Source organism: Micromonospora sp. WMMA2032 (assembly GCF_002688545.1).
Classification (GTDB): Bacteria; Actinomycetota; Actinomycetes; order Mycobacteriales; family Micromonosporaceae; genus Micromonospora; species Micromonospora sediminicola.
In genome coordinates, this window is sequence record NZ_CP024052.1 from 1,884,628 (window position 1) to 1,907,780 (window position 23,153).

At 73.2% G+C, this 23,153-nt stretch carries 19 protein-coding genes and 1 pseudogene; 5 read left to right on the plus strand and 15 right to left on the minus strand.

The annotated features are described in order from the left end of the window. Window positions 1–544: 544 nt before the first annotated feature. Together CO540_RS08100 and CO540_RS08105 are read right to left on the minus strand one after the other, a co-directional pair. Window positions 545–2,035: a replication-associated recombination protein A gene (locus CO540_RS08100; protein ID WP_099161548.1), complete on the minus strand. Its 1,491-nt coding sequence runs from the start codon at window positions 2,033–2,035 to the stop codon at window positions 545–547. A gap of 74 nt (window positions 2,036–2,109) precedes the next feature. Continuing rightward, window positions 2,110–2,322, minus strand: a complete 213-nt coding sequence (locus tag CO540_RS08105; RefSeq protein WP_091578088.1) for a hypothetical protein — start codon at window positions 2,320–2,322, stop codon at window positions 2,110–2,112. A gap of 113 nt (window positions 2,323–2,435) precedes the next feature. Here CO540_RS08105 and CO540_RS08110 point away from each other — a divergent pair, with 113 nt between their 5' ends. Then, window positions 2,436–3,176, plus strand: a complete 741-nt coding sequence (locus tag CO540_RS08110) for a GNAT family N-acetyltransferase (RefSeq protein ID WP_099161549.1) — start codon at window positions 2,436–2,438, stop codon at window positions 3,174–3,176. Window positions 3,177–3,335: 159 nt separating this feature from the next. Here the strand turns inward: CO540_RS08110 and CO540_RS08115 are convergent, their stop codons facing one another. From CO540_RS08115 to aspS, 4 genes and pseudogenes are all read right to left on the minus strand, one after another. Beyond that, window positions 3,336–4,727 (minus strand): MFS transporter, encoded by a 1,392-nt coding sequence (locus CO540_RS08115; RefSeq protein WP_099161550.1) that lies wholly within the window; start codon window positions 4,725–4,727, stop codon window positions 3,336–3,338. After that, window positions 4,724–5,332 carry a helix-turn-helix transcriptional regulator gene (locus CO540_RS08120; protein WP_099161551.1) on the minus strand — a complete coding sequence of 203 codons (609 nt, stop codon included), beginning with the start codon at window positions 5,330–5,332 and terminating at the stop codon, window positions 4,724–4,726. Before CO540_RS08120 ends, CO540_RS08115 begins: the two co-directional genes overlap by 4 nt. Before the next feature lie 61 nt (window positions 5,333–5,393). Beyond that, window positions 5,394–6,202, minus strand: a pseudogene (locus CO540_RS08125) (sugar nucleotide-binding protein). A gap of 64 nt (window positions 6,203–6,266) precedes the next feature. Further along, window positions 6,267–8,072 (minus strand): aspartate--tRNA ligase, encoded by a 1,806-nt coding sequence (gene aspS, locus CO540_RS08130; protein ID WP_099161552.1) that lies wholly within the window; start codon window positions 8,070–8,072, stop codon window positions 6,267–6,269. Window positions 8,073–8,218: 146 nt separating this feature from the next. On the opposite strand from aspS, the gene CO540_RS08135 reads away from it, so the two are divergent. Then, window positions 8,219–8,887 carry a DUF998 domain-containing protein gene (locus tag CO540_RS08135; protein WP_253866550.1) on the plus strand — a complete coding sequence of 223 codons (669 nt, stop codon included), beginning with the start codon at window positions 8,219–8,221 and terminating at the stop codon, window positions 8,885–8,887. A gap of 73 nt (window positions 8,888–8,960) precedes the next feature. Here the strand turns inward: CO540_RS08135 and CO540_RS08140 are convergent, their stop codons facing one another. After that, complete coding sequence (locus CO540_RS08140; protein ID WP_099161553.1) at window positions 8,961–10,010, minus strand: S1 family peptidase; 1,050 nt, start codon at window positions 10,008–10,010, stop codon at window positions 8,961–8,963. Between the two features lie 211 nt (window positions 10,011–10,221). Further along, window positions 10,222–10,695, minus strand: coding sequence for a helix-turn-helix domain-containing protein (locus CO540_RS08145; RefSeq protein WP_099161554.1), 474 nt, complete (start codon window positions 10,693–10,695; stop codon window positions 10,222–10,224). Between the two features lie 56 nt (window positions 10,696–10,751). Between CO540_RS08145 and CO540_RS08150 the strand changes: the two genes are divergently transcribed. After that, entirely contained in the window at window positions 10,752–11,261 is a 510-nt protein-coding gene (locus CO540_RS08150) for a PaaI family thioesterase (RefSeq protein ID WP_098745365.1), read from the plus strand. A 122-nt stretch (window positions 11,262–11,383) separates the two neighbouring features. On the opposite strand, the gene CO540_RS08155 is transcribed toward CO540_RS08150, so the two are convergent. From CO540_RS08155 to CO540_RS08165, 3 genes are read right to left on the minus strand one after another with little or no spacing between them, the layout of a single operon-like run. Continuing rightward, the gene (locus CO540_RS08155; protein ID WP_099161555.1) at window positions 11,384–12,319 is read right to left on the minus strand and encodes an acyl-ACP desaturase; all 936 of its coding nucleotides are present in this window, start codon (window positions 12,317–12,319) and stop codon (window positions 11,384–11,386) included. A gap of 51 nt (window positions 12,320–12,370) precedes the next feature. Next, window positions 12,371–13,711, minus strand: coding sequence for a histidine--tRNA ligase (gene hisS / locus CO540_RS08160; protein WP_099161556.1), 1,341 nt, complete (start codon window positions 13,709–13,711; stop codon window positions 12,371–12,373). 40 nt (window positions 13,712–13,751) lie between these two features. After that, window positions 13,752–14,465 carry an MBL fold metallo-hydrolase gene (locus CO540_RS08165; protein WP_099161557.1) on the minus strand — a complete coding sequence of 238 codons (714 nt, stop codon included), beginning with the start codon at window positions 14,463–14,465 and terminating at the stop codon, window positions 13,752–13,754. A 259-nt stretch (window positions 14,466–14,724) separates the two neighbouring features. Between CO540_RS08165 and CO540_RS08170 the strand changes: the two genes are divergently transcribed. Together CO540_RS08170 and CO540_RS08175 are read left to right on the plus strand one after the other, a co-directional pair. Continuing rightward, window positions 14,725–15,594, plus strand: a complete 870-nt coding sequence (locus CO540_RS08170) for a peptidylprolyl isomerase (RefSeq protein WP_099161558.1) — start codon at window positions 14,725–14,727, stop codon at window positions 15,592–15,594. 73 nt (window positions 15,595–15,667) lie between these two features. Next, window positions 15,668–16,504: a peptidylprolyl isomerase gene (locus CO540_RS08175; protein WP_099161559.1), complete on the plus strand. Its 837-nt coding sequence runs from the start codon at window positions 15,668–15,670 to the stop codon at window positions 16,502–16,504. A 73-nt stretch (window positions 16,505–16,577) separates the two neighbouring features. Here the strand turns inward: CO540_RS08175 and CO540_RS08180 are convergent, their stop codons facing one another. The 4 genes from CO540_RS08180 to secD form a co-directional block, all read right to left on the minus strand. Then, a complete protein-coding gene (locus CO540_RS08180; RefSeq protein WP_172967999.1) occupies window positions 16,578–19,016 on the minus strand; it encodes a bifunctional (p)ppGpp synthetase/guanosine-3',5'-bis(diphosphate) 3'-pyrophosphohydrolase in 2,439 nt (812 codons plus the stop codon). Between the two features lie 252 nt (window positions 19,017–19,268). Continuing rightward, window positions 19,269–19,835, minus strand: a complete 567-nt coding sequence (locus CO540_RS08185) for an adenine phosphoribosyltransferase (protein ID WP_091583745.1) — start codon at window positions 19,833–19,835, stop codon at window positions 19,269–19,271. 91 nt (window positions 19,836–19,926) lie between these two features. Then, complete coding sequence (gene secF / locus CO540_RS08190; RefSeq protein ID WP_099161560.1) at window positions 19,927–21,117, minus strand: protein translocase subunit SecF; 1,191 nt, start codon at window positions 21,115–21,117, stop codon at window positions 19,927–19,929. A gap of 1 nt (window position 21,118) precedes the next feature. Continuing rightward, the gene (secD, locus tag CO540_RS08195; RefSeq protein ID WP_172967808.1) at window positions 21,119–23,056 is read right to left on the minus strand and encodes a protein translocase subunit SecD; all 1,938 of its coding nucleotides are present in this window, start codon (window positions 23,054–23,056) and stop codon (window positions 21,119–21,121) included. Between the last annotated feature and the right edge of the window lie 97 nt (window positions 23,057–23,153).

Below are 23,153 nucleotides of genomic sequence, written 5' to 3' on the forward strand. Positions count from 1 at the left end.
GGTGGCGCGGTCGCGTCCGGGCGACCCGACGGCACGCTCGGGCCGGGACGGCCCGACGGCGGCGCGTCCGGACGAGCGGCGGCGGGCGGGTGGGGCCGGCCGGGAACGGGCGGCGGAGCGGTCCGGGCGACCGCCGGGGGCGGCGGACCGGTCACCGGCGACGAACCCGGTCCCGGCGGCATCGCCGCGCCGGGACCGGGCGGAGCCGGCGCGGGCGCGCCGGGACCGGCGCCCGGTCGGGGCGGTCGGCCCGGCTCCGGCGCGGATGCGGGCGGGGTGCCGGGGCCCGGTGGCCGACCCGGTCCCGGGACGGGGCCGGCGCCGGACCGAGGGCCCGGACCCGCCGGCGTCTCCCCCTCCGGGCCCAGCTCGCCCCGTTGCTGCTTGGCCGTGCGCAGGTCGTCGATCCAGCCGAACTCCTCGCCGGCGACGGCCGGATCCGGCTCCGCCTCGGCCCGGCCGCGCCCCCACCGGCGGCCCTTGGCCCGCGGATCGCGCCGCTCGTCGGGGCCGTCCGCCGGCCGCTCCGGACCACGCGCCATCACTACTGACCCCCCTCGATGACGTCGCCGCCACCTTCGCTCGCCCCGCTGGCCTGCTCGGTGCCCCCCGCCGGGCCCCCGGTCGGGGCGCCCGCCCCCGCCCGGGCCGCGGGTGCCGGCAACCCCCGGACGATCCGGCGCAGCACCGGCAGCCGGGTGGCGACGGCCCGCTCCGCGCCGTGCCCGCTGGGCCGGTAGTAGTCCGTCCCCACGAGATCGTCCGGAGCGTACTGCTGGGTGACCACCCCCCGGTGGTCGTCGTGCGGGTAGCGGTAGCCGGCCCCGTGCCCGAGGCCGCGGGCGCCGGAGTAGTGGGCGTCGCGCAACCCGCGCGGCACCGACCCGCCCCGCCCGGCGCGCACGTCGGCGACGGCGGCGCCGATCGCGGTGGTGGCCGAGTTCGACTTCGGCGCGGTGGCCAGGTGGATGACGGCCTGGGCGAGGTTGAGCTGCGCCTCGGGCAGGCCGACGTATTCCACGGCGTGGGCGGCGGCGGTGGCCACGGTCAGCGCGGTGGGATCGGCCATCCCGACGTCCTCACTGGCGAAGATCACCATCCGCCGGGCGATGAACCGGGCGTCCTCGCCGGCGACCAGCATCCGGGCCAGCCAGTGCAGCGCCGCGTCCACGTCCGAGCCGCGCATGCTCTTGATGAACGCGCTGGTCACGTCGTAGTGGGCGTCGCCGTCGCGGTCGTAGCGCACGGCCGCCACGTCGACCGCCTGCTCGGCCACGGCCAGGTCGATGCGGCCGGCGCCGAGCGCGGTCGCGGTGGCCGCCGCCGCCTCCAGCGCGGTGAGCGCCTTGCGGACGTCGCCGCCGGCGAGCCGGACGAGGTGGTCCTCCGCCTCCTCGGCCAGGGTCAACGTGCCGCCGAGGCCGCGCTCGTCGGTCACCGCGCGACGCAGCAGCCCGCGCACGGCGTCGTCGTCGAGCGCCTGGAGGGTGAGCAGCACGCAGCGGGAGAGCAAGGGCGAGATGACCGAGAAGTAGGGGTTCTCGGTGGTCGCCGCGAGCAGCGTGACCGTGCGGTCCTCGACGGCGGCGAGCAGCGAGTCCTGCTGGGTCTTGCTGAACCGGTGCACCTCGTCGATGAAGAGCACCGTGGGCGGGCCACCGGAGCGGCGCTGCCGCCGGGCGGTCTCGATCACGGCGCGGACGTCCTTCACGCCGGCGGTCAGCGCGGACATCGCCACGAAGCGCCGGTCGGTGGCCCGGGCCACGAGGTGGGCGATGGTGGTCTTTCCGCTGCCGGGCGGGCCCCAGAGAATCACCGACATCGGTGTCGCGCCCTCGACCAGCTGGCGCAGCGGCGCGCCGGGGGCGAGCAGGTGCTCCTGCCCGACCAGTTCGTCGATGCCGGCCGGCCGCATCCGGACCGGCAGCGGGGAGTCGGCCCGGGCGGCGGTGAACCCGTCGACGCCACCGGAGCCCGCGGGTGCGCCGGGCGCTCCGGCGGGCTCGCCGAGGGTGAAGAGGGCGTCGGATTCCATCACGAGAACAGTACCGGGCCGGACCGACGGCGCCGGAATCGCGCCGCCGACCCGACCCGGGTGGTCGTTTCCGGTCAGCCGCGGCCCGGACGACGGCCGCGGTACCAGCGGCCGCCACCGCCACCGCGCGGGCCGGAGCCGACGCCGGCCAGGTAGAGCGAGAGCAGCAGGAAGCCGATCAGGCTGAGGGTCCAGTTGTTGAACAGGTCCGGCGCGCCGAAGTTGGTGTTCAGGAAGTCCAGCAGCAGCGCGAAGCCGAACACGATGGCCGCGAGAATGGCGAGCATGTCGTTCCTCCGGTGGGGGTTCCCAGTAGGTCGGCGAGGGATGTACCCGATCGGTCTGTTCGTCAATCTCCACCGTGGAACGGCTCGCCCGGGCGGGTGTCTAGGCTGACGACATGATCACTGCCGACCCGGCGCTGACCGGGCGCGAGGCCCTGCTCGCCGCCACCGGCCACCATCCGTACGCCCGGCACGCGCTCTGGCGTGACCAGGAGGCGCGGGGTTGGCGACGCGACGGCGCGGTGGGCTGGCTGCTCCCACCGGGACAGGGGCCGGCGGGCGGCGCGCTCGGCGCCGCCGGACCGGCGCTGGCGGTCTTCGCCGGTCTGCGAGCCGACGGGACGCTGCGGGCCGGCCAGTCGGTGCACCTGCCCCGGACCGCGCCGGCCGAGGTGGCCGCCCACCTTCCGGTGGCCCGCCTCGACGAGTGGGACTTCCTCTGGACCGCCGCGCCACCGCCGCCGCAGCCGGCGCAGGAGCGGGTGGTCCGGCTCACCGAGGCCGACCACCCCGCGCTCGCCGCGCTCGTCGAGGAGGCCTTCCCCAGCTCCACCTCCCGGCCCGGCGACCCGCGCGTCGTCGACTGGTACGGCATCCGGGACGGTGACCGCCTGGTGGCCTGCGGCGCGGACCGCAGCCGCGGCGACATCGGCTTCGTGGCCGGCCTGACCGTCGCGCCCGGGCACCGGGGCCGGGGGCTGGGCGCGGCGCTGACCGCCGGGATGGCGGCGGCGCTGTTCGCCCGGTACGACCACGTGGCGCTCGGCGTCTACACCGCCAACGTCGGCGCGATCCGGCTCTACCGGCGACTCGGTTTCAGCGGCACGGAGCCGCGCACCTCGGTCCACCTCGGCTGACCGGGACGGCGGTTCGGCGACGGGTGGCGGCCTCCGGCGCGGGTGTGCGGTGGCTACGAACCTGATGACCCGGATGGATCGGGGGCACGCGTTCCCGCTCGCCTGAGCCGTTCGCGTCATCAGGTTCGTAGCCGGCGGCGGCCCTACGGCCGACGCCCGTCAGGCGGGCCGGTCGGCGGCGCCGGCCACGGCCGCAGGGTCCGGCGTCGGCACGCCACCCACCGCCCCGGTCACCGGACCCGCCGCCGGCCGCTCCGCCGCCTGGGCGTCCACCCCGGGCCGGGCCGGTGTGGCGGCAGTGGTGGCACCGTCCGCGGTGGTCCGGCCGGCGCGCCAGGCCGGCAGGTAGAGCGGCGCGGCCACGGCGAGCACCACCGCGCCGACGAGCATGGCGACCCCGACGCTCGTCGCGTCGGCGAGCGCGGTCAGCACCACCGCACCGAGCGCCCCTGCCGCTCCGGCCATCATCGAGTTCAGCGAGAGCACGCTGGTCCGGTAGGCGCCGTCGACCTGCCGGTGCAGCAGGCCCTGGTGCAGCGGGTTCGAGGCGCCGTGCACGGCGTAGCAGGCCAGGTAGGCCACGAGCACACCGACCGGGCCGGCCAGCAGGCCCATGCCGACCACCGTCGCGCCCTGCAGGATCCGCATCAGCGCGGCGGCCGGCGCGGCGCCGAGGCGGCGCAGCAGGAGCGGGGTGAGCGCGGCCCCGGCCGCGTTGGCCAGCCAGGCCGCGGAGCCGGCGGGGCCGAGCAGCGCGGCCGCGCGGTCGGCGTCACCGACCACCTCGGACAGCCGGACCGGCAGCAACGACTCGAACGTGACCATCCCGAAGCCCCAGAACAGCTCGACCGCGACCAGGGCCAGCAGCACCCGGTTGCGGCGCAGCAGACCGACGGCCTGCCCGACCATCCGGGGCGCCTCGACCACCGAGGCGCGCAGCGCGGCCGGGCCGGAGGCGGGTCGCCGTTCGACGAGCAACGCCAGCAGCGCCGCGATCGAGACCGCCTGGAGCACGACCGCGACCAGCACCGGCAGGGTCAGCGCGCTGACCGGACCGACCGGTCCGAGCGCCACCAGACCGCCGCTGAGCAGCGCGCCCGCGCCGATCGCGACGCCGACGACGGTGCCGGCCCAGCCGAGGCCGCGTTCGTACTCGGCGGCCGGGTCGGCGGCCAGCGTGGCGTCGACGTACCAGGACTCCAGCGGGCCGCTGTCGAGCGCCCGGTAGACGCCCTGCAACGCCCAGACCAGGAAGAACATCCAGAACGAGTCGGCCACCGCCATCAGCGCCAGCGAGGCGAGGCAGACCACCCAGGCGGCCAGCAGCACCGGCTTGCGGCCGAGCGCGTCGGCGAACCCGCCGGTGGGCAGCTCCAGCGCCAGCACCACCAGGCCCTGCGCGGTGAAGACCAGGCCGATCTGGGACAGCGAGAGCCCGCGCTCCTGCATGAGCAGGATCATCACCGGGATCATCAGGCCGGCGGGCAGCCAGCGCAGGCCGAAGAGGATGAGGTAGCGGGACCGGACCTGGCGTACGGACAGCCCGCTCACGACTTTCCCCCGGCCGGCGGCAGCACCGTGCTGAGCGGGAAGGCGGCCAGGTAGAGCTGGACCATCTCGGCGTCGGGGTCGTCCGGGTCGGTCTCGTCCCGGTGGCGTTCGAAGACCGCGAAGACCTCGGCCTTGATCGCCTCCAGCCGGGCGGCCGGGATCCGCATGAAGAAGTCACCCATGCCGTACGCGTCGCGCCAGGCGGGCGACCACTCGTGGCGCCCCGCGAACCAGCGCTCCGCGTGGTGGGCGAAGAAGCGGACGTAGTCCTCCTCGATCCACTCGATGGCGGCCCGCGCGTCCGGGTCGTCGTCGAAGTCGGAGGCCTCCCAGCTGGTGGCGTCGTGCGCGGCCCGCCAGTAGCGCTGCCGGCCGGTGCCGAGGTTCGGGTCCTCGACCACGAGGCCCACCTCGGCAAGCTGACGCAGGTGATAGCTGGTCGCGCCGGTGTTGGTGCCGAGCATCTCGGCGAGGGCGGTGGCCGTGGCGGGGCCACCGACCCGCAGCGCCCCGATCAGCCGCATGCGCAGCGGTTGGGCCAGGGCGCGCACCTGCCGGTGGTCGATGCGCACGGCGCGGTCCTCGGTCCGCTTCTTTTCCTCCATGCGAAGCACAATATCTGTGCACACTTCTCGTGCACAAGAGGCTTGCAAAGAAAGTGTGCAACTAGGCGTACAGCTCGGCGACCCCACGCAGCCGGGTCCGCAGCAGCCCGACGGCGCGGGCGGAGTCCAGCACCACCTCGGCCGGGCGGTGCAGCCCGGCGCCCGCGATCGTGGTCGTCCGCAGTCCGCCCGCGTCCACGCCGTCGTGCCGCGCCACCAGGACTCCCAGCTCGGCACGGCTCACCGCGTCCGGCCCGGCCACGTTCAGCGGCCCGGCGTAGTCGCCCGGCACCAGCTCCAGCACGGCGGCGGCCAGGTCGGCGACGTGGACCGGGCAGCGCAGCTCGTCGGTGAAGAGCGTCGCCCGGCCGGCGAGCGCGTCCCGGCAGAGCTGGATCTGCTTGCTCCCCTCCCCCAGGATCAGCGACGTCCGCACCAGCGCGGCGCCCGGATCCACCGCCCGCACCGCCGTCTCCGCCGCCGCCTTCGCCGCCCCGTACGCGTGCAGCGGCGTGGGCACGTCGTCGTCGGCGTAGGGCTTCGGCCGACCTGCGTGCAGCGCGTCGCTGGACAGGTGCACCAACCGCGCGCCCACCTCGGCGGCGGCGACCGCGATGTGGGCCGCCCCGTCCGCCGTGACCGCCCAGTCGTCGTACCGGTAGGGGTCGCGACGACCGCGTCGGGGCGTACCCGGGTCAGGAGCTCACGCACGGCGGCGCGGTCGGTCACGTCGAGCCGGCGCGGCGCGACGCCCGGCACCCCGATGGCGGTCGAGTGGTAGGTGCCGACCACCCGATGCCCGGCGGCCACCGCCTGCCGGCACACCTCGCCACCGAGAAAGCCGCTGGCGCCCACCACGAGCAGGTTCATCCGTCCCCCTGAAGATCGAAAAGGCCCGCGTCATCATGACGCGGGCCTTTCGACGAAGCCAGGATCAGGTCGGGTCGGCCACCGGGGCGGCCGGGCCGGCGGTGCCGGCGTGCGGGCCGACCGGCGCCTTCGGCTTGGCGTCGATGCCGGCCTCGGCACGCTGCTGCCCGGTGATCGGGGTCGGCGCGCCGGTCAGCGGGTCGAAGCCGCCACGCGTCTTCGGGAACGCGATCACCTCGCGGATCGAGTCCGCGCCGGCCAGCAGCATGCAGACCCGGTCCCAACCGAACGCGATGCCGCCGTGCGGCGGGGCGCCGTACTTGAACGCCTCCAGCAGGAAGCCGAACTTGTCCTGCGCCTCCTCGGGCGTGATGCCCAGCAGGTCGAACACCCGCTGCTGTACGTCACCCCGGTGGATACGGATCGAGCCGCCACCGATCTCGTTGCCGTTGCAGACGATGTCGTACGCGTAGGCCAGCGCCCGGTCCGGCGCCTCCTCGAAGCGGTCCACCCACTCCGCGTTCGGCGAGGTGAACGGGTGGTGCACCGCGGTCCAGCCGCCCTCGTCCGTGCGCTCGAACATCGGCGCGTCGACCACCCAGCAGAACGCCCAGGCGCTCTCGTCGACCAGGTTCGACCGCTTGGCGATCTCGATCCGGGCCGCGCCGAGCAGCTCCTGCGCCTCCCGGGTGTTCGTGCTCGCGGCGAAGAAGACCGCGTCACCGGGCTTCGCGCCGACCGCGTCGGCCAGGCCGGCCAGGTGCGCCTCGGACAGGTTCTTGGCCACCGGGCCGCGCGCCTCGCCGGTCTCCGCGTCCAGCACCACGTAGGCCAGGCCGCGCGCGCCGCGCGCCTTGGCCCAGTCCTGCCAGCCGTCCAGCTCCTTGCGGGTCTGGCTCGCGCCGCCGGGCATGACCACCGCGCCGACGTAGCCGCCCGCGTCGATCGCGCCGGCGAACACCCGGAACTCGGTGCCGCGCAGGTAGTCGGTCAGCTCGGTCAGCTCCACGCCGTAGCGCAGGTCCGGCTTGTCGGAACCGTAGCGGGCCATCGCGTCGTGCCAGGTGATCCGCGGGATCGGCCGAACGATCTCGTGCCCGGCCAGGTCCTTCCAGAGCGAGGAGACGATGGCCTCGCCGAGGTCGATCACGTCGTCCTCGGTGACGAACGACATCTCGATGTCGAGCTGGGTGAACTCCGGCTGCCGGTCGGCCCGGAAGTCCTCGTCGCGGTAGCAGCGGGCGATCTGGTAGTAGCGCTCCATGCCGCCGACCATGAGCAGCTGCTTGAACAGCTGCGGCGACTGCGGCAGCGCGTACCAGCTGCCCGGCTGCAGCCGCACCGGCACCAGGAAGTCGCGCGCGCCCTCCGGGGTGGAGCGGGTCAGCGTCGGCGTCTCGATCTCCAGGAAGTCCCGCTCGTGCAGCACCGTGCGGGCGAGCTGGTTGGCCTTCGAGCGCAGCCGCATCGCCCTGGCCGGGCCGCCCCGGCGCAGGTCCAGGTAGCGGTACTTGAGCCGAATGTCGTCGCCGGCCTCGATCTGGTCGTCCACCGGCAGCGGCAGCGGCGCGGCCTCGGAGAGCACCTCCAGCGCGGCGGCGGTCACCTCGACCTCGCCGGTCGGCAGGTCCGGGTTCTCGTTGCCCTCGGGGCGACGGGTCACCTCGCCGACGACCTTGACGCAGAACTCGTTGCGCAGCGCGTGCGCGTCCTCCTCGCGGAAGACCACCTGCACGACGCCGGAGGCGTCGCGCAGGTCGACGAAGATGACACCGCCGTGGTCGCGCCGGCGGGCCACCCACCCGGCGAGCGTCACCGTCGAGCCGGCGTCCGCGGCGCGCAGGCTTCCGGCATTGTGGGTACGGATCACGGCTGGCGTCTCCTCATCTGGTCCACGACTGCTTCCCGCATTCTGTCAGGGCGGACCGGCCGGCTCCCGGGCACCCGTCGGAGCGGCCCGGCCCGGGGGTGTGGCAAAGCCGGGCCGTGACCCGGGCGGACGGTTACCGTGGCCGGGTGCGCGTCGTACCGAGCTGGGCCGTGGGCGTCGCGGCGGCCGCGCCCGCGATGCTGGTGACGGGATGGACGGTCGCCGGCGCCCGCCAGCCCCCGGATTACGACCCGGTGCGGGACACGATCAGCGAGCTGGCCGGCGAGGGGGCGACCGACCCCTGGCTGATGGGGGGCGTCCTGGTGCTGCTCGGCGTCGCCTACGTCGCCACCGCCGCGGTGCTGCACGCCGCCGGGCTGGCCAGTCGGTTCCTGCTCGCGCTCGGCGGCACGGCCACCGTCGGGTTGCTCGCGTTCCCCCGCCCCGAGGTGGGCGGCTCGCCGGCGCACGGCGTGGTGGCCACGGTCGCGGTGCTCGCGTTGTCGCTCTGGCCCGCCGGCTCGGCCCTGCGCCTGCCGCGCGCCGTGCGCCGGGAGGTGGCCGCCTCGCCCACCGGCACGCCCCCGTGGGCGTTCCGCCGGCCGGTGGCGCTGACCGTGACCGCGGTCCTGCTGGTGCTGTTCGGCTGGTTCGTGATGGAGGTGACCGGCGGCTCGCGGACCGGGCTGGCCGAGCGGGTGGCGGCCCTGGCCGTCGCGCTCTGGCCGCTGGCCGCGGTCCTGTCGGCCCGCCGGGCGGCCACGACATCCGCTCCCGCGCCGGTCAGTCCGGGTCGGCCGGGAGCAGGTGGCTGACCCGCGTCACCGACCCGGTCGGGGACGCGGAACGGGCCGCCGGTCACCCGGCGGCCCGTCCGTGGGGTCTCGATCAGAAGACGCTCACGCCGTAGACGCTGAGCGCCTCGGTGACCGGCTGGAAGTAGGTGGTACCACCGGTGCGGCAGTTGCCGCTGCCGCCGGAGGTGAGGCCGAGCGCGGTGCTGCCCGAGAAGAGCGAGCCGCCGCTGTCGCCGGGCTCGGCGCAGACGTTGGTCCGGATCAGGCCGTAGACCGAACCCTCGGCGTAGTTGACCGTCGCGTTGGTGGCGTTGACCGAGCCGCTGCGCAGGCCGGTGGTGCTGCCGGAGCGCTGCACGCTCTGGCCCACGTAGGCGTTGCCGGCGCCGGTGATGTCGCGGTAGCTGCCGTTGTAGAGGTAGACGTTGCCGGCGGCGTTGCCCGAGTTGCTGTGCCGGACGATGCCGTAGTCGTTGCCCGGGAAGCTCGTCCCGGCGCGGGTGCCGAGCAGGCTGGTCTGCGAGGAGTTGCTGTACCAGCTCGACGAGATGTTGGTGCAGTGGCCCGCGGTGAGGAAGTAGTAGGTCGAGCCGCTGCGGACGTTGAACCCGAGCGAGCAGCGGCCCCCACCACCGGCGTAGATGGCCTGGCCGCCGGAGATCCGGGTGCTGAGCGTGCCGGCCTCGGCCTCGATCCGGACCGCGCCACCGGTGCGGGCGGCGGCGGCCTTGACCCGCTCCAGCTTGGCGCCGGTGACGGTGCTGTCGACGGAGACGACGACCTGGTTGGTCGCCGCGTCGGTCCACCAGGCGGTGCCCGGGATCTTGGCGGAGCGCTCCAGCTCGCTGGTGGCGGCCCTGAGCTGCTTGGCGCCGCGGGTGACCAGCTTCGGCGTGGCGCCGGCGGCGTGCACCTGGCGGGCGGCGGCGGCGTCGGTCACCGTGACGACCATCTTGCCGCTGGCGTCGCCGTACGCGCCGGCGGCCCGGTCGCCGAGCTTCTCGACGAGGGTCGCGGCGGCGTCCGGCGAGAGGGGCGAGGGCGCGGCCTGGGCGGGGGCGCCGAGCAGGGAGCCGGTGACCAGGGTGCCGGCCACGGCGACGGCGGCGGCGCGACGGAGCGTGGACCTCGTGGGTCGCATGTAACAACCTCCGGATGGGGGTGAACGGGCGCTGTCATGGGGAAGCGCCCGAGGACAACCCGGGCGACCTGGGGAAACCGTCCGGGCTGACCAAAGTATTCACATATTTAAGATCGTAAGCAAGACATGACTTTGCCCGGATTCGCACCGGACCCCGATGTAACGGCGTGGCAACAACATCGTCATGGAGTGTCAGAGCCGCTCAGGGCGGTCAGGCGCGACGGCGGGCCCCCGGACCGGGGCGGGGCAGCACGTCCCGAGGATCGGCCACGTCGTGCCCGTCGGCGCACCGCAACGCGACCCGGACCTCGGCGCCGCAGTCGCGGTGCGCCACGGTCAGCGGCGCGCCCTCGGGGTCGGCCAGGTGGCGGTCACCCCAGCCGAGCACCGCGACCAGCACCGGCCACAGGTCCAGTCCCATCTCGGTGAGCCGGTACTCCTGCCGCGGCCGGCTGCCCGGCTCCCGGTACGGCTCCCGGCGCAGCACGCCCCGTTCCACCAGCATCGACAGCCGGTTGGTGAGCACCTGACGCGGGATGCCGGTGCGCACCCGCATGTCGTCGAAGCGGCGTACGCCGTTGAACACCTCGCGGAGCACGACCACGGTCCACCGCTCGCCGAGGATCTCCATGGCGCGCGCGATGGTGCAGTTCTCCACCGACCAGTCCAGTGCCGCGGGTCTCATGTCGACCAGGCTAGGTCTGATTGACAGACTCAGCAACGCGCTGCGAGGCTGGGTCCATGACACAGACGCAGGAGCGCAGCCGCACGTTCACCTGGTCCGACCCGGTCGCCGGGGCCGCCCACGTCGGCCGGCGCGGCGGCCTGGAGCTGCTGCGCGCGATGATCGCCGGCGAGCTGGCCGCGCCACCGGTCATGCACCTCATCGACATGGCCCGGATGGAGGCCGACGAGGGTCGCGTCGTGGTCGAGCTGCTGCCGCAGGAGTTCCACTACAACCCGCTCGGCACCGTGCACGGCGGCGTCCTCTCCACGCTGCTGGACACCGCCGCCGGCTGCGCGGTGCACACCACCCTGCCGGCCGGCGTCGGCTACACCTCGCTCGACCTCAACGTGAAGTTCCTGCGCCCGGTCACCGTGGACAGCGGCACGCTGCGCTGCGAGGGCACCGTGCTGCAACGCGGTCGCCGCACCGCCCTGGCCGAGGCCCGCCTCACGGACCCCGCCAACCGCCTCGTCGCCCACGCCACCTCCACCTGCCTCCTCTTCCCCCTCGACCAGCCCGCCTGACCCCGCCGCCCTCGCCTCCCCGGCGATCTTGCACTTTCGGCCCACGGAACGCCTGATCCACGGCTTTTGCCCGGGCAGCAACTGCAAGATCGCCGAGGGGTGAGGGGGTGGGGGGTGGGGGGTTAGCGGGGGGTGGTGAGGCGGGAGGCGCGGGCGGCGCGGCGCTCCTCGAAGCGGGACGCCTGGGTCTCCAGGGTGTCCAGGTGGGCGGCGATCTGGTCGCGGGCGGTCTCGCCGTCGGCGTCCAGGCCGGTGACGTCGAACAGGTTCCACTGGCGCAGCACCGGCATCACCACCTCGTCCCGGTGCTGCCGCAGGTCGTAGATGCCGGCCAGCGCGATCGCCACCGACTTGCGGGCGAAGCCGTCGATGCCGACCCCGGGCATCTGGAAGTCGGCCAGCACGTCGGCCACCGCCCGCATGGCCTGGCTCGGCGCCAGCTCGAACGCGGCGCCGAGCAGGTTGCGGTAGAAGACCATGTGCAGGTTCTCGTCCGCCGCCACCCGGGCCAGCAGCGCCTCGCAGGCGGGGTCACCGGTGGCCCGGCCGGTGTTGCGGTGCGAGATGCGGGTGGCGAGTTCCTGGAACGACACGTACGCCAGCGAGTGCAGCACCTCGTCGTCGTGCGTGTTGCGGTAGCCGGCGGACATGTGCACCATCCGCGCCCGCTCCAGCGCCACCGGGTCCACCGCCCGGGTCACCGTGAGGTAGTCCCGGATCGCGGTGCCGTGCCGCCCCTCCTCGGCGGTCCACCGGTGCACCCAGGTCCCCCACGCGCCGTCGCGCCCGAAGAGCGTGGCGATCTCGTGGTGGTAGGAGGGCAGGTTGTCCTCGGTGAGCAGGTTGACGATCAACGCGGTGCGGGCCACCTCGGACATCGTCGAGTCGGCCTCCGACCAGGGCTCCCCGCCGAGCGGGCCGTCGAAGGTACGCCCGTCGCTCCACGGCACGTACTCGTGTGGGAACCATTCCTTGGCCAGCGACAGGTGGCGGTCGAGGTTCTTCTCGACCACCGGCTCCAGTTCGGTGAGCAGGGCGGTCTGGCTGAGCACGGACACGACGTTCTCCCTACGGTGGCGTAACTTACGCCACCGTAGGTCCAAACGTCGTCAGGCGCCAGTGCCGGCCGGACCCACCAGCGGTTTGAGGTCCGCCCGGGGCGGCGTCCACTCGCCCGCCGCCGCGGCCACCTGCTCACCGGAACGGATGTCCTTGACCTCGTCGCCGTCCGCGCCGGGGAACCAGACGTACGGGATGCCCCGCCGCTCGGCGTACCGGATCTGCTTGCCGAACTTCGCCGCGGACGGCGACACCTCCGTGGGCACACCCCGGGACCGCAGCGCCGCCGCGACCGCGTCGCTGGCCGCCCGTTCCTCCTCGGCGGTGACCGCGACCAGCACGCACGTCGGCACCGACCGGGACACCGACAGCGCCTCGGCGCCGAAGAGCAGGCCGAGCATCCGGGTCACCCCGATCGAGATGCCCACCCCGGGGAACCGCACACTGCCCGCACTGGCCAGGTTGTCGTAGCGGCCGCCGGAGCAGATCGAGCCGAACCGCTCGTAGCCGATCATCTGCGTCTCGTAGACCGTGCCGGTGTAGTAGTCCAGGCCCCGGGCGATGCGCAGGTCGGCGACGCAGAGGCCGGGCGCGTGCGCGGCGGCGGTCTCCACCACCGCGGTCAACTCCGCGATGCCCTCCTCCAGCAGGGGATCGCTCACCCCGAGGGCGCGCACCGCGTCGGCGAACGAGGCGTCCGGCGCGGAGATCTCGGCCAGCGCGAGGCACGCCTTGGCCTGGGCCTCGCTCGCCCCGGCGGTCTCGGCCAGCAGATCGGCCACCTTCGCCGGGCCGAGCTTGTCGAGCTTGTCCACGGCGCGCAGCGCCGCCTCCGGGTCGGTCAGCCCGATGCCCCGGTAGAAGCCCTCGCAGATCTTGCGGTTGTTGACCTGGATCCGCACCGGCGGGATGGGCAGCGACCGCAGCGCGTCACCGATCACCAGTGGCATCTCGGCCTCGTAGTGCGCCGGCAGCGAGTCCCGGTCGACGATGTCGATGTCGGCCTGGAGGAACTCGCGGTAGCGGCCCTCCTGCGGCCGCTCCCCCCGCCACACCTTCTGGATCTGGTAGCGGCGGAACGGGAACTGCAGCTTGCCGGCGTTCTCCAGCACGTAGCGGGCGAACGGCACGGTCAGGTCGAAGTGCAGGCCGAGCGCGTCGTCGCCGGCCGGCCCGTCGGCGTCGGCCTGCAACCGGCGCAGCAGGTAGACCTCCTTGGAGGTTTCCCCCTTGCGCAGCAGCTGGTCGAGCGGCTCCACCGAGCGGGTCTCCAGCGGCGCGAAGCCGTACAGCTCGAACGTGGCGCGGATCCGGTCGAGCACGAACTGCTCGATCATCCGCTGGGCCGGCGTCCACTCGGGGAAGCCGGAGATGGGCGTGGGCTTGCTCATGACGTACTCCTTGGAAACCCGCGCGGGGCGCGGGTGCGGTCTAGAGGCCTCGGGTGGGCGCGGCCGGGCGCGCGGACCCCGCCACCTCGACGAGGTAGGGGTTGGTCGCGCGCTCGCGGCCGATGGTGGTCGCGGGACCGTGGCCGGGCAGGACGACGGTGTCGTCGGCCAGCGGGAGGACCTTCTCCCGGAGGCTGGCCAGCATGCGGGGCATGCTGCCGCCCGGCAGGTCGGTGCGCCCGATCGAGCCGGCGAAGAGCACGTCACCGGAGAGGCAGATCTCGTCGGCCTCCCAGGACGAGCCGGCGCCGGGCATCCGGAACAGCACCGACCCGCCGGTATGGCCGGGGGCGTGGTCGACGGTGATCTCCAACCCGGCCAGCGACAGGGTCGCGCCGTCGGTCAGCTCGGCCACGTCGTCGGGCTCGGCGTAGGGCAGGCGACCGCCGAAGAGCGCGGTGAGGTCCATCGAGAGCGCCTTGGACGGGTCGGCCAGCAGCTCCCGGTCCTCCGGGTGGACGTAGGCGGCGATGCCGCGCGCCCCGCAGACCGGCGCGACCGAGAACGTGTGGTCCAGGTGCCCGTGGGTGAGCAGCACGGCGGCCGGGTGCAGGCGGTGCTCGGCGAGCACCTCGTCGAGCCGGTCGAGCACCCCGATGCCGGGGTCGACCACCACGCACTGCTCCCCCGGAGCGGTCGCCACCACATAGCAGTTGGTGCCGAAGGCGTCCGCGGGAAAGCCGGCCACGAGCACGTCCGTCCCCTTTCCGTCCGGTCGTCGTCCTCGCCCAGCAGCCTAGTCGCACCGGCGAGCGGGTTTCGCCCGCCACCGGACCCGCCTGCCCCAACAGTCCCAGTGACACCTTCCGATAAACGCAGGCGGGACCTCGTACACCACATACACAGTCGGTACCCGTACACTCTGGCGGGCGTGTGGCGTGGCGCACCCCGACCGGGACGGCGGGCGACGTCGGCGACGCCGGCGGCGATCAGGCAGAGGAAGGGGAGCACCGGTGGCTTCCAGCAGGGACCGGCAGCGCAAACTGGCGCGGGCCAAGCTCGACCGGCAGCTCGCCCGGCGGGCCGCGGCCGCGAAGCGCCGCCGGCAGATCCAGGCCGGCGTCGGCGCCGCGGTGGTGCTCGCGCTGATCGTGGCCGGCTCGGCCTGGGCGCTCGGCGCGTTCGACTCCGATCCGGAGAAGCCGACCGCCGCGGACGTCTGCCTCTGGACCCCGCAGGACGGCGCGGCGAACACCAACCTCAAGGACGTCGGCACGCCCGCCACCAAGGACCTGCCCACCGAGGGCACGCGGTCGATGACGATCACCACGAACCAGGGTGGGCCGATCACGGTCGGCCTGGACCTGGCCGACGCCCCGTGCGGCGCGGCGAGCCTCGCCCACCTGGCCAGCCGGTCGTTCTACGACGACACCAAGTGCCACGAGATCACCACCGAGGGCGCGCTGCGCTGCGGCGACCCGAGCGGCACCGGGATCGGCGGGCCGACCTACTCGTTCTACAACGAGAACGTCCCCTCCGCGCCGGAGCCCAGCCCGTCGGCCTCGCCGGCGCCGGGGCAGCCGCCGGCGTACCCGAAGGGCACGGTCGCCATGATCGGCAACCCGCCCGGCACCAACGGCAGCCAGTTCCTGATCTTCTTCAAGGACTTCAACCCGGCCAAGCCGGACTACAGCGTGGTCGGCAGGGTCACCGGCGGCCTCGACGTGGTGGAGAAGATCGGCGCGCTCCCGACCGTGGACAATGGCAGCGGCGCCAAGGTCAAGCCGAAGACGGACGTGGTGATCCAGAGCCTCACCGTCGGCGAGCCGAACGCCGCGCCGGCCGCGTCCAGCGCGCCGGCGAGCAGCCCCAGCGCCGGTTGAGTCGACGCTGACCCACCCAGGACTCGACGGCGCGCGGCGCCGTCCCCCGATACCCAGCAGGTGAGGAGAGACCGTGACGTCCACGAGAGACCGCCAGCGCGCGGCGGCGCGGGCCCGGCTCGAACGGGAGATGGCCGAGCGGGCCGGCAAGGCCCGCAAGCGCCGGCAGACGCAGGCGATCGTCGGCGCCGCGGCCGTACTGGTGCTCGTCGTGGCCGGCACCGTCTGGCTCGCCACCTCGCTCGGCGACGATGACGACGACAAGCAGGGCGGCACCGCCGCCGGCTTCGTCCAGTGCGCCTACACCGAGGTGCCGAAGGAGGGCCGGCCGGCGCAGATCAAGGACGTCGGGCTGCCGCCGGCGGAGCAGGCGGCCAAGGGCAGCCAGACGATGACGATCGACACGAACCTGGGCCCGATCACCGCCAAGCTGGACCGCACCAAGGTGCCCTGCACCGCGGGCAGCTTCACCCACCTGGCCAGCAAGGGCTTCTTCGACAACACCAAGTGCCACCGCCTGGTGACCCAGGGCATCCAGGTGCTCCAGTGCGGCGACCCCAGCGCGACCGGCAAGGGTTGGCGGGACACCGACGGCACCGGCGGGCCGGGCTACAACCTGGCCGAGGAGAACCTCCCCACCGACAAGCGCCCGCCGTACCCGGAGGGCGTGATCGCGATGGCCAACTCCGGCCAGCCGGGCAGCACCGGCAGCCAGTTCTTCATCGTGTATGGCGACTCGCAGCTCGATCCGAACTACACGGTGCTGGGCACGATCACCGGCGGGATGGACGTGGTGAAGCAGGTCGCGGCGGCCGGCGACGACGGCGCGTTCGCCCAGCAGGCCGGTGGCGGTCACCCGAAGAAGGAGATCGTGATGACCAAGGTGAGCCTGAGCCCGATCCAGGGCTGAGCACCCGCGCGACGACGAAGCGCCCGCCGGCTGGGATCAGCCGGCGGGCGCTTCCGCGTGCGGGGTGGGCGGCTCAGGCCCCCGAGGTGACCCGGTACGCGTCGAAGACGCCGTCGACCTTGCGCACCGCGGCGAGCAGGTGCCCGAGGTGCTTCGGGTCGGCCATCTCGAAGCTGAACCGGCTGACCGCCACCCGGTCCCGGGTGGTGGTGACGGTGGCGGAGAGGATGTTCACCCGCTCCTCGGAGAGCACCCGGGTGACGTCGGCCAGCAGCTTGTGCCGGTCCAGCGCCTCCACCTGGATGGCGACCAGGAACGTGGAGGCGGAGGTGAGCTTCCAGCTCACCTCGACCACCCGCTCGGGCTGGGCGCGCAGGTCCTCGGCGTTGGCGCAGTCGTCGCGGTGCACGCTGACCCCGCCGGAGCGGGTGACGAAGCCGAACACGGAGTCCGGCGGCACCGGCGTGCAGCACCGGGCCAGCTTGATCCAGACGTCGCTGACGCCGCGGACCACCACGCCCGGGTCGGCGCTGCTCTGCCGGCTGCGCGGCGGCCGGGTGGCGACGGCGGTCTCGGCGATGTCCTCCGCCGCGCCCTCCTCGCCGCCGTAGGAGGCCATCAGCTTCTGCACCACCGACTGCGCGGAGACCTGGCTGTCGCCGACCGCCGCGTAGAGCGAGGCCACGTCGGCCAGGTGTAGGTCCCGGGCGATCGCCATCAACGCGTCCGAGGTGAGCATCCGCTGCAACGGCATGCCCTGCTTGCGCATCGCCTTGACGATCGCGTCCTTGCCGGCCTCGATCGCCTCCTCGCGCCGCTCCTTGTTGAAGTACTGGCGGATCTTGGTGCGGGCGCGCGGGCTCTTGACGAAGCCCAGCCAGTCCTGCGTCGGGCCGGCAGTGTCGGACTTCGACGTGAAGATCTCGATCACGTCGCCGTTGGACAGCGTCGATTCGAGGGGCACCAGCTTGCCGTTGACCCGCGCCCCGATGCACTTGTGCCCGACCTCGGTGTGCACCGCGTACGCGAAGTCGACGGGCGTCGACCCGGTCGGCAGCGGGATGACGTCACCCTTGGGGGTGAAGACGTACACCTCCTGGCTGGACAGGTCGAAGCGCAGCGCGTCCAGGAACTCGCTCGGGTCGGCGGCCTCGCGCTGCCAGTCCAGCAGCTGCCGCAGCCAGGTCATCTCGTCAATGTGCGCCGGCGGGCCCACCACCGGGGTGCCCTTGTGCTCCTTGTACTTCCAGTGCGCGGCGATGCCGAACTCCGCGGTGCGGTGCATCGCGTACGTGCGGATCTGCATCTCCACCGGCTTGCCGGTGGGCCCGATGACCGTCGTGTGCAACGACTGGTACATGTTGAACTTGGGCATGGCGATGTAGTCCTTGAACCGGCCCGGCACCGGCTGCCAGTTGGCGTGGATGACCCCCAGCGCCGCGTAGCAGTCCCGCACCGTGTCGACCAGGATCCGCACACCCACCAGGTCGTAGATGTCGTTGAAGTCGCGCCCCCGCACGATCATCTTCTGGTAGATCGAGTAGAGGTGCTTCGGCCGACCGGTGGTCTCCGCCTTGATCTTGGCGGCCTTCAGGTCGGTCGACACCTTCTGGGTCACCTGGCGCAGCAGCGCCTCGCGCTGCGGCTGGTGCTCCCCGATCAGCCGGTTGATCTCCTCGAACCGCTTCGGGAACAGCGTGCCGAAGGCCAGATCCTCCAGCTCCCACTTGATCGTGTTCATACCGAGGCGGTGCGCCAGCGGGGCGAGGATCTCCAGCGTCTCCTTGGCCTTCTGCTCCTGCTTGGGGCGGGGCAGGAAGGTCAGCGTCCGCATGTTGTGCAGCCGGTCGGCCAGCTTGATCACCAGGACCCGAGGGTCCTTCGCCATGGCCACGACCATCTTGCGGATCGTCTCCGCCTTGGCCGCGTCGCCCAGCTTGACCTTGTCGAGCTTGGTGACGCCGTCGACCAGCAGCGCGACCTCACCGCCGAAGTCGGCCCGCATCGCGTCGAGCGTGTATTCGGTGTCCTCGATCGTGTCGTGCAGCAGCGCCGCGACCAGCGTCGTGGTGTCCATGCCCAGGTTGGCCAGGATGGTCGCCACGGCGAGCGGGTGGGTGATGTACGGGTCGCCGGACTTGCGGTACTGACCCGAGTGCCAGCGCGCGGCCGTGTCGAAGGCGCGCTGCAGCAGCCGGGCGTCGGCCTTGGGGTGGGCGTCCCGGTGGGTGGAGATCAGCGGCTCCAGCACCTCGCTGACCTGCGAGGTCTGCCAGGGCGCGTTGAACCGGGCCAGCCGGGCGCGTACCCGACGGCCGGTCGGCGCGTTGGAGAGGGCGAACCCGCCACTGGTCGAGGGGTCGTCGGTCGGGAACGGCACCACGACCGCGCCGCCGTCGGCCGTCGCGTCGGGCACGCCCCCGGTGGCACCGGTCGCCCGGGCCGGAGGATTGCCGCTGCGCTCGGTCACCGAGCCGTCCGCGTCGCCTGTCGGGTGCACCGTGCCCTCCACCGGAGGGACGACATCGTGGGACACCGGCCTCCTCACCGCTCGCCGGGGATGCGTCGGCCGTGCGGCCGACGTCTGGTTCAACCGACCCGGGGGTCGGTGTTGTTCCGCGCCGGTCACCGGGGCCGGGCCCCGGCGGCTCGCCGCCCCGGACGGTCGCCCGCCCGGTCAGGCAAAGGGCAATGCTACCCGTACGCAGGGTACGCCGCCGCTCCGCCGGACGGTCCGAGCCGGTCGCGCCGACCGGCCGGCGGGTCAAACGGTCAGCAGGGCATGGACCGGACGCGGGGCGAGCCGTTCGCGGCCCTTGAGGAAGCCCAGCTCCAGCAGGACGGTGAAACCGGAGACCGTGCCGCCGGCCCGCTCCACCAGGTCGAGGGTGGCCTCGGCGGTCCCGCCGGTGGCCAGCACGTCGTCGAGCACCAGCACCCGGTGCCCGGCGGTGAACGCGTCCTGGTGCACCTCCAGCGTCGCCTCGCCGTACTCCAGCGCGTAGGAGGCGGAGTGGGTCGCGCGGGGCAGCTTGCCGGCCTTGCGCACCGGCACCACACCGACCCCGGTGGCGTACGCGACGGCCGCCGCCAGCACGAACCCGCGCGCCTCGATCCCGGCGACGGTGTCGAACGAGTCCGGCCCGTGGTAGGCGATGATCCCGTCGATCACCTCGCGGAACGCGACACCGTCGGCGAAGAGCGGCATCAGGTCCTTGAACATGACCCCCGGCTTGGGGAAGTCCGGCACGTCGAGCAGCCGGCTCGCGACCAGCTGGGCGACCTCCGGGCCGCTGTCTCCCCGTACGCCGGCGGTGTGGGTCTCCGTCACGGTGCGTCCCATGTCCTCTCGAAACGACGAACGGCGTCCGTCATGCCGTGACACCAGCATGACGGACGCCGTCCGGTCGATTCCGTCCGGGTCAGCGGCGCTTCGCGCCGCCGGGCCGGTTGCCCCCGCCGCCGGCGGGGCGACCGCCCCGGGCGCCGCTGGGACGCTTGCCGGCCGGCCGGGCGCCGACCTTGGGCGCGGCGCCGGCCAGCGCTGCCGCCTCCGGGTCGATCGGCTCGTCGCCGACCGGCGCGGCGCGCGGCGCACCCTTCGGGGTGATCTCGCCGCGGGCGAGCGCCCCCCGGCGGGCGAGCACCCGCTTGTTGTGGGCGCTGATCCGCGGGTCCTGGTTCTTCAGCAGCACCAGCAGCGGGGTGGCCAGCAGGATCGAGGTCAGGAACGCCACCGCCATACCGACGAAGAGCACCAGACCGAGGTCCTTCAGCGTGCCCGCGCCGAGCAGGCCGGCGCCGATGAAGAGCAGGCCGCCGACCGGCAGCAGCGCGACCACCGAGGTGTTCAGCGAGCGCATGAGGCTCTGGTTGAGCGCCAGGTTGGACGCCTCGCCGTAGGTGAGGTTGTTGTTCGCGGTGATGCCCCGCGTGTTCTCCTGCACCTTGTCGAAGACCACCACCACGTCGTAGAGCGCGAAGCCCAGGATGGTGAGGAAGCCGATGATCGTCGACGGGGTGACCTCGAAGCCGACCAGCGAGTAGATGCCGGCGGTGAGGACCAGGTTGGTCAGCAGCGAGGCGATCGCGGCGACCGCCATCCGCCACTCGAAGCGCAGCACCAGGTAGACCGACACCACCGCGATGAAGATGAGCAGACCGAGCAGCGCGCGCGAGGTGACCTGGCTGCCCCAGGCCTCGGAGACCTGGTTGCCGCTGATCTGGTCGGCCTGGATGCCGAACCTCTCGGCCATCGCGGTCTTGGCCGCGTTGGCCTGCTCCGCGGTGAGCTGCCCGGAACGCATCTCGTAGAACTCGCCGCTGGTGCCGCCGACCTTCTGCGCGCTGACCACCTCGACGCCGGGCGCCTCGTCGGCCAGCACCTCGTCGACGGTCCGCTCGGCCTGGTCCAGCGTGCCGACGCTGGCCGGCACCTGGAACGAGTTGCCGCCGGCGAACTCGATGCCGAGCTTGAAGCCGCTGATCGCGAAGCTCAGGATCGCGATGAGCACCAGCACGCCGGCCACGCCGAACCACAGCTTGCGCCGGCCGACGATGTTGAGATCGGCCTCGCCACGGTAGAGCCGGGCGGCCAGACCACTCTTAGCCATCTCAGGCCTCCTTGACACGCGGGTTGCGGGCGGTGCCCGACTCGGCCGACCGGGCCGGCAGCGCCCGACCCAGACCGCTGACCCGCGGGGACAGGAACGCCCGGGTGCGGGCGAACATCGTCATGATCGGGTGGCGGAAGAGGAACACGACGACCAGGTCCAGCACGGTCGCGAGGCCGAGCGCGAAGGCGAAGCCCTTCACCGCGCCGACCGACACGATGTAGAGCACCACTGCCGACATCAGCGTGATGGCGTTCGCCGAGATGATCGTCCGGCGGGCCCGGATCCAGGCCCGCGGCACCGCGCTGCGTGGGCTGCGCCCCTCCCGGATCTCGTCCTTGAGCCGTTCGAAGTAGATGACGAACGAGTCCGCCGCCACACCGAGCGAGACGATCATGCCGGCGATGCCGGCGAGCGTCAGCGTGAAGCCGATCGACCGGCCGAGCACCACCAGCGCGCCGAAGACCAGCAGCGCGGAGAGCACCAGGCTGAGGAAGATCACCGAGCCCAGCAGGCGGTAGTAGAAGAACGAGTAGATGATGACCAGCAGCATGCCGATGCCGGCCGCCAGCAGACCCGCCTGGAGGTGGCTGTCGCCCAGCGTCGCGGTCACGTTCTGCTGCTCCTGCTGCTCGAACGTCACCGGCAGCGCGCCGTAGCGGAGCTGGCTGGCCAGCGCGTTCGCCGACTTGTTGTCGAAGCTGCCGGTGATCTGCGAGTCACCGGTCAGCACGCCCTGGATCTCGGGCGACGACACGATCTCGTTGTCCAGCACCACGGCGACCCGGCACTTGCCGTCCTGGCCGAGCGCGGTCTGGTCGCAGGCCTGGCCCTCGTTGGTGAACGCCTCGCGGGTCAGCGCGGTCCACTTCTCCTGGCCCTTGCCGGTGAAGTTGAGGCTGACCACCCACTGGCTGGTCTGGTCGAGCACAGCGTTCGCGTCGTCGACGTCGGTGCCCAGCACCTTGGCCTTGTCGAGCAGGTACTTCGCGCCGGCCTCACAGGCCACCGCCTGCTGGTTCTCGTCCTTGATCGACGCGGCGGGCCGCTTGTCCAGCTGGGCGCAGGTGATCGAGGGGACGTTGAACTGCATGTCCACCGGCAGCACCGCGATCTCCTGCGGGGAGAGCGTGCCGAACGGCTTGAGCTTGTCGGCCAGCGACGGGTCGGTCGCGAGGTCGGCCGGGGCCTTCAGGCCGGAGGCGGCGCCCCAGGCGGCCGCGCCAACCTTCTGCTCGACGGCCTTGCGCTGCTGCTCGACGCTCTGCGGCACCGGGGCGGCACTGGCGCTCGGGCTCGGCGCGGCGGCGCTCGGCGATGCCGAGGGGGTCGGCGTGGCGCTGGCGCTCGGCGCCGGGGCCATGCCGCCCTGCCCGCCGGCGCTCGGCGAGGCGGTCGCCTTGGCGCTCGTGCCCGCCTTCGGCGAGGCGCTGCCGGACGGCTTCGCCGACGCGCTGCCCGACGGCTTGGGGCTGGCGCTGCCGGACGGGGCCGGGCTGGCGCTCGGGCTCGGCGGCGGGGCAAGGGCCGCACCGCTGCCGTCGGTGGCCTTGAGCACCTTGCGGAAGCGCAGCTCGGCCGCGCTGCCGACGTCGGTCAGGTCACGGTTCTGGCCGGGCAGGGAGATGACGATGTTGCGGTTGCCCTCGGTGACCACCTCGGCCTCGGCCACGCCGTAGGCGTTGACCCGGCTCTCGATGATCTGGCGGGCCTCCTCGAGGTTGCCGGCGGTCGGCGGCTTGCCGTCGACCGTGTTGGTGGCCTCGAGCGTCAGCCGGGTGCCGCCGATGAGGTCCAGGCCGAGCCGGGGCTCCAGCCGGTCCTTCCAGCCACCGCTGGCGCCGCCCGAGAAGAACACCAAAAGATAGAGGACGACGAAGATGAACCCGAGCACGGCGAGCTGCCGTCCGGGGCGCATCTGTCCCTGAGGTGGTGCCACGGCTGTCCTGTCTCCCTGTACGGTCGCGCCGCTTCCGCGGCGGCGACATCTGTCGGGCCGGGGGTGTCCGCCCGACTGCTCCGGCTGGTCGGCCCCG

Excerpts from the sequence above, each read along its gene's own strand:
- CO540_RS08100 (WP_099161548.1), bottom strand. The coding sequence starts at position 2,035 with ATGGAATCCGACGCCCTCTTCACCCTCGGCGAGCCCGCCGGAGCGCCC.
- CO540_RS08105 (WP_091578088.1), bottom strand. The coding sequence starts at position 2,322 with ATGCTCGCCATTCTCGCGGCCATCGTGTTCGGCTTCGCGCTGCTGCTG.
- CO540_RS08110 (WP_099161549.1), top strand. The coding sequence starts at position 2,436 with ATGATCACTGCCGACCCGGCGCTGACCGGGCGCGAGGCCCTGCTCGCC.
- CO540_RS08120 (WP_099161551.1), bottom strand. The coding sequence starts at position 5,332 with ATGGAGGAAAAGAAGCGGACCGAGGACCGCGCCGTGCGCATCGACCAC.
- CO540_RS08140 (WP_099161553.1), bottom strand. The coding sequence starts at position 10,010 with ATGCGACCCACGAGGTCCACGCTCCGTCGCGCCGCCGCCGTCGCCGTG.
- CO540_RS08145 (WP_099161554.1), bottom strand. The coding sequence starts at position 10,695 with ATGAGACCCGCGGCACTGGACTGGTCGGTGGAGAACTGCACCATCGCG.
- CO540_RS08150 (WP_098745365.1), top strand. The coding sequence starts at position 10,752 with ATGACACAGACGCAGGAGCGCAGCCGCACGTTCACCTGGTCCGACCCG.
- hisS (WP_099161556.1), bottom strand. The coding sequence starts at position 13,711 with ATGAGCAAGCCCACGCCCATCTCCGGCTTCCCCGAGTGGACGCCGGCC.
- secF (WP_099161560.1), bottom strand. The coding sequence starts at position 21,117 with ATGGCTAAGAGTGGTCTGGCCGCCCGGCTCTACCGTGGCGAGGCCGAT.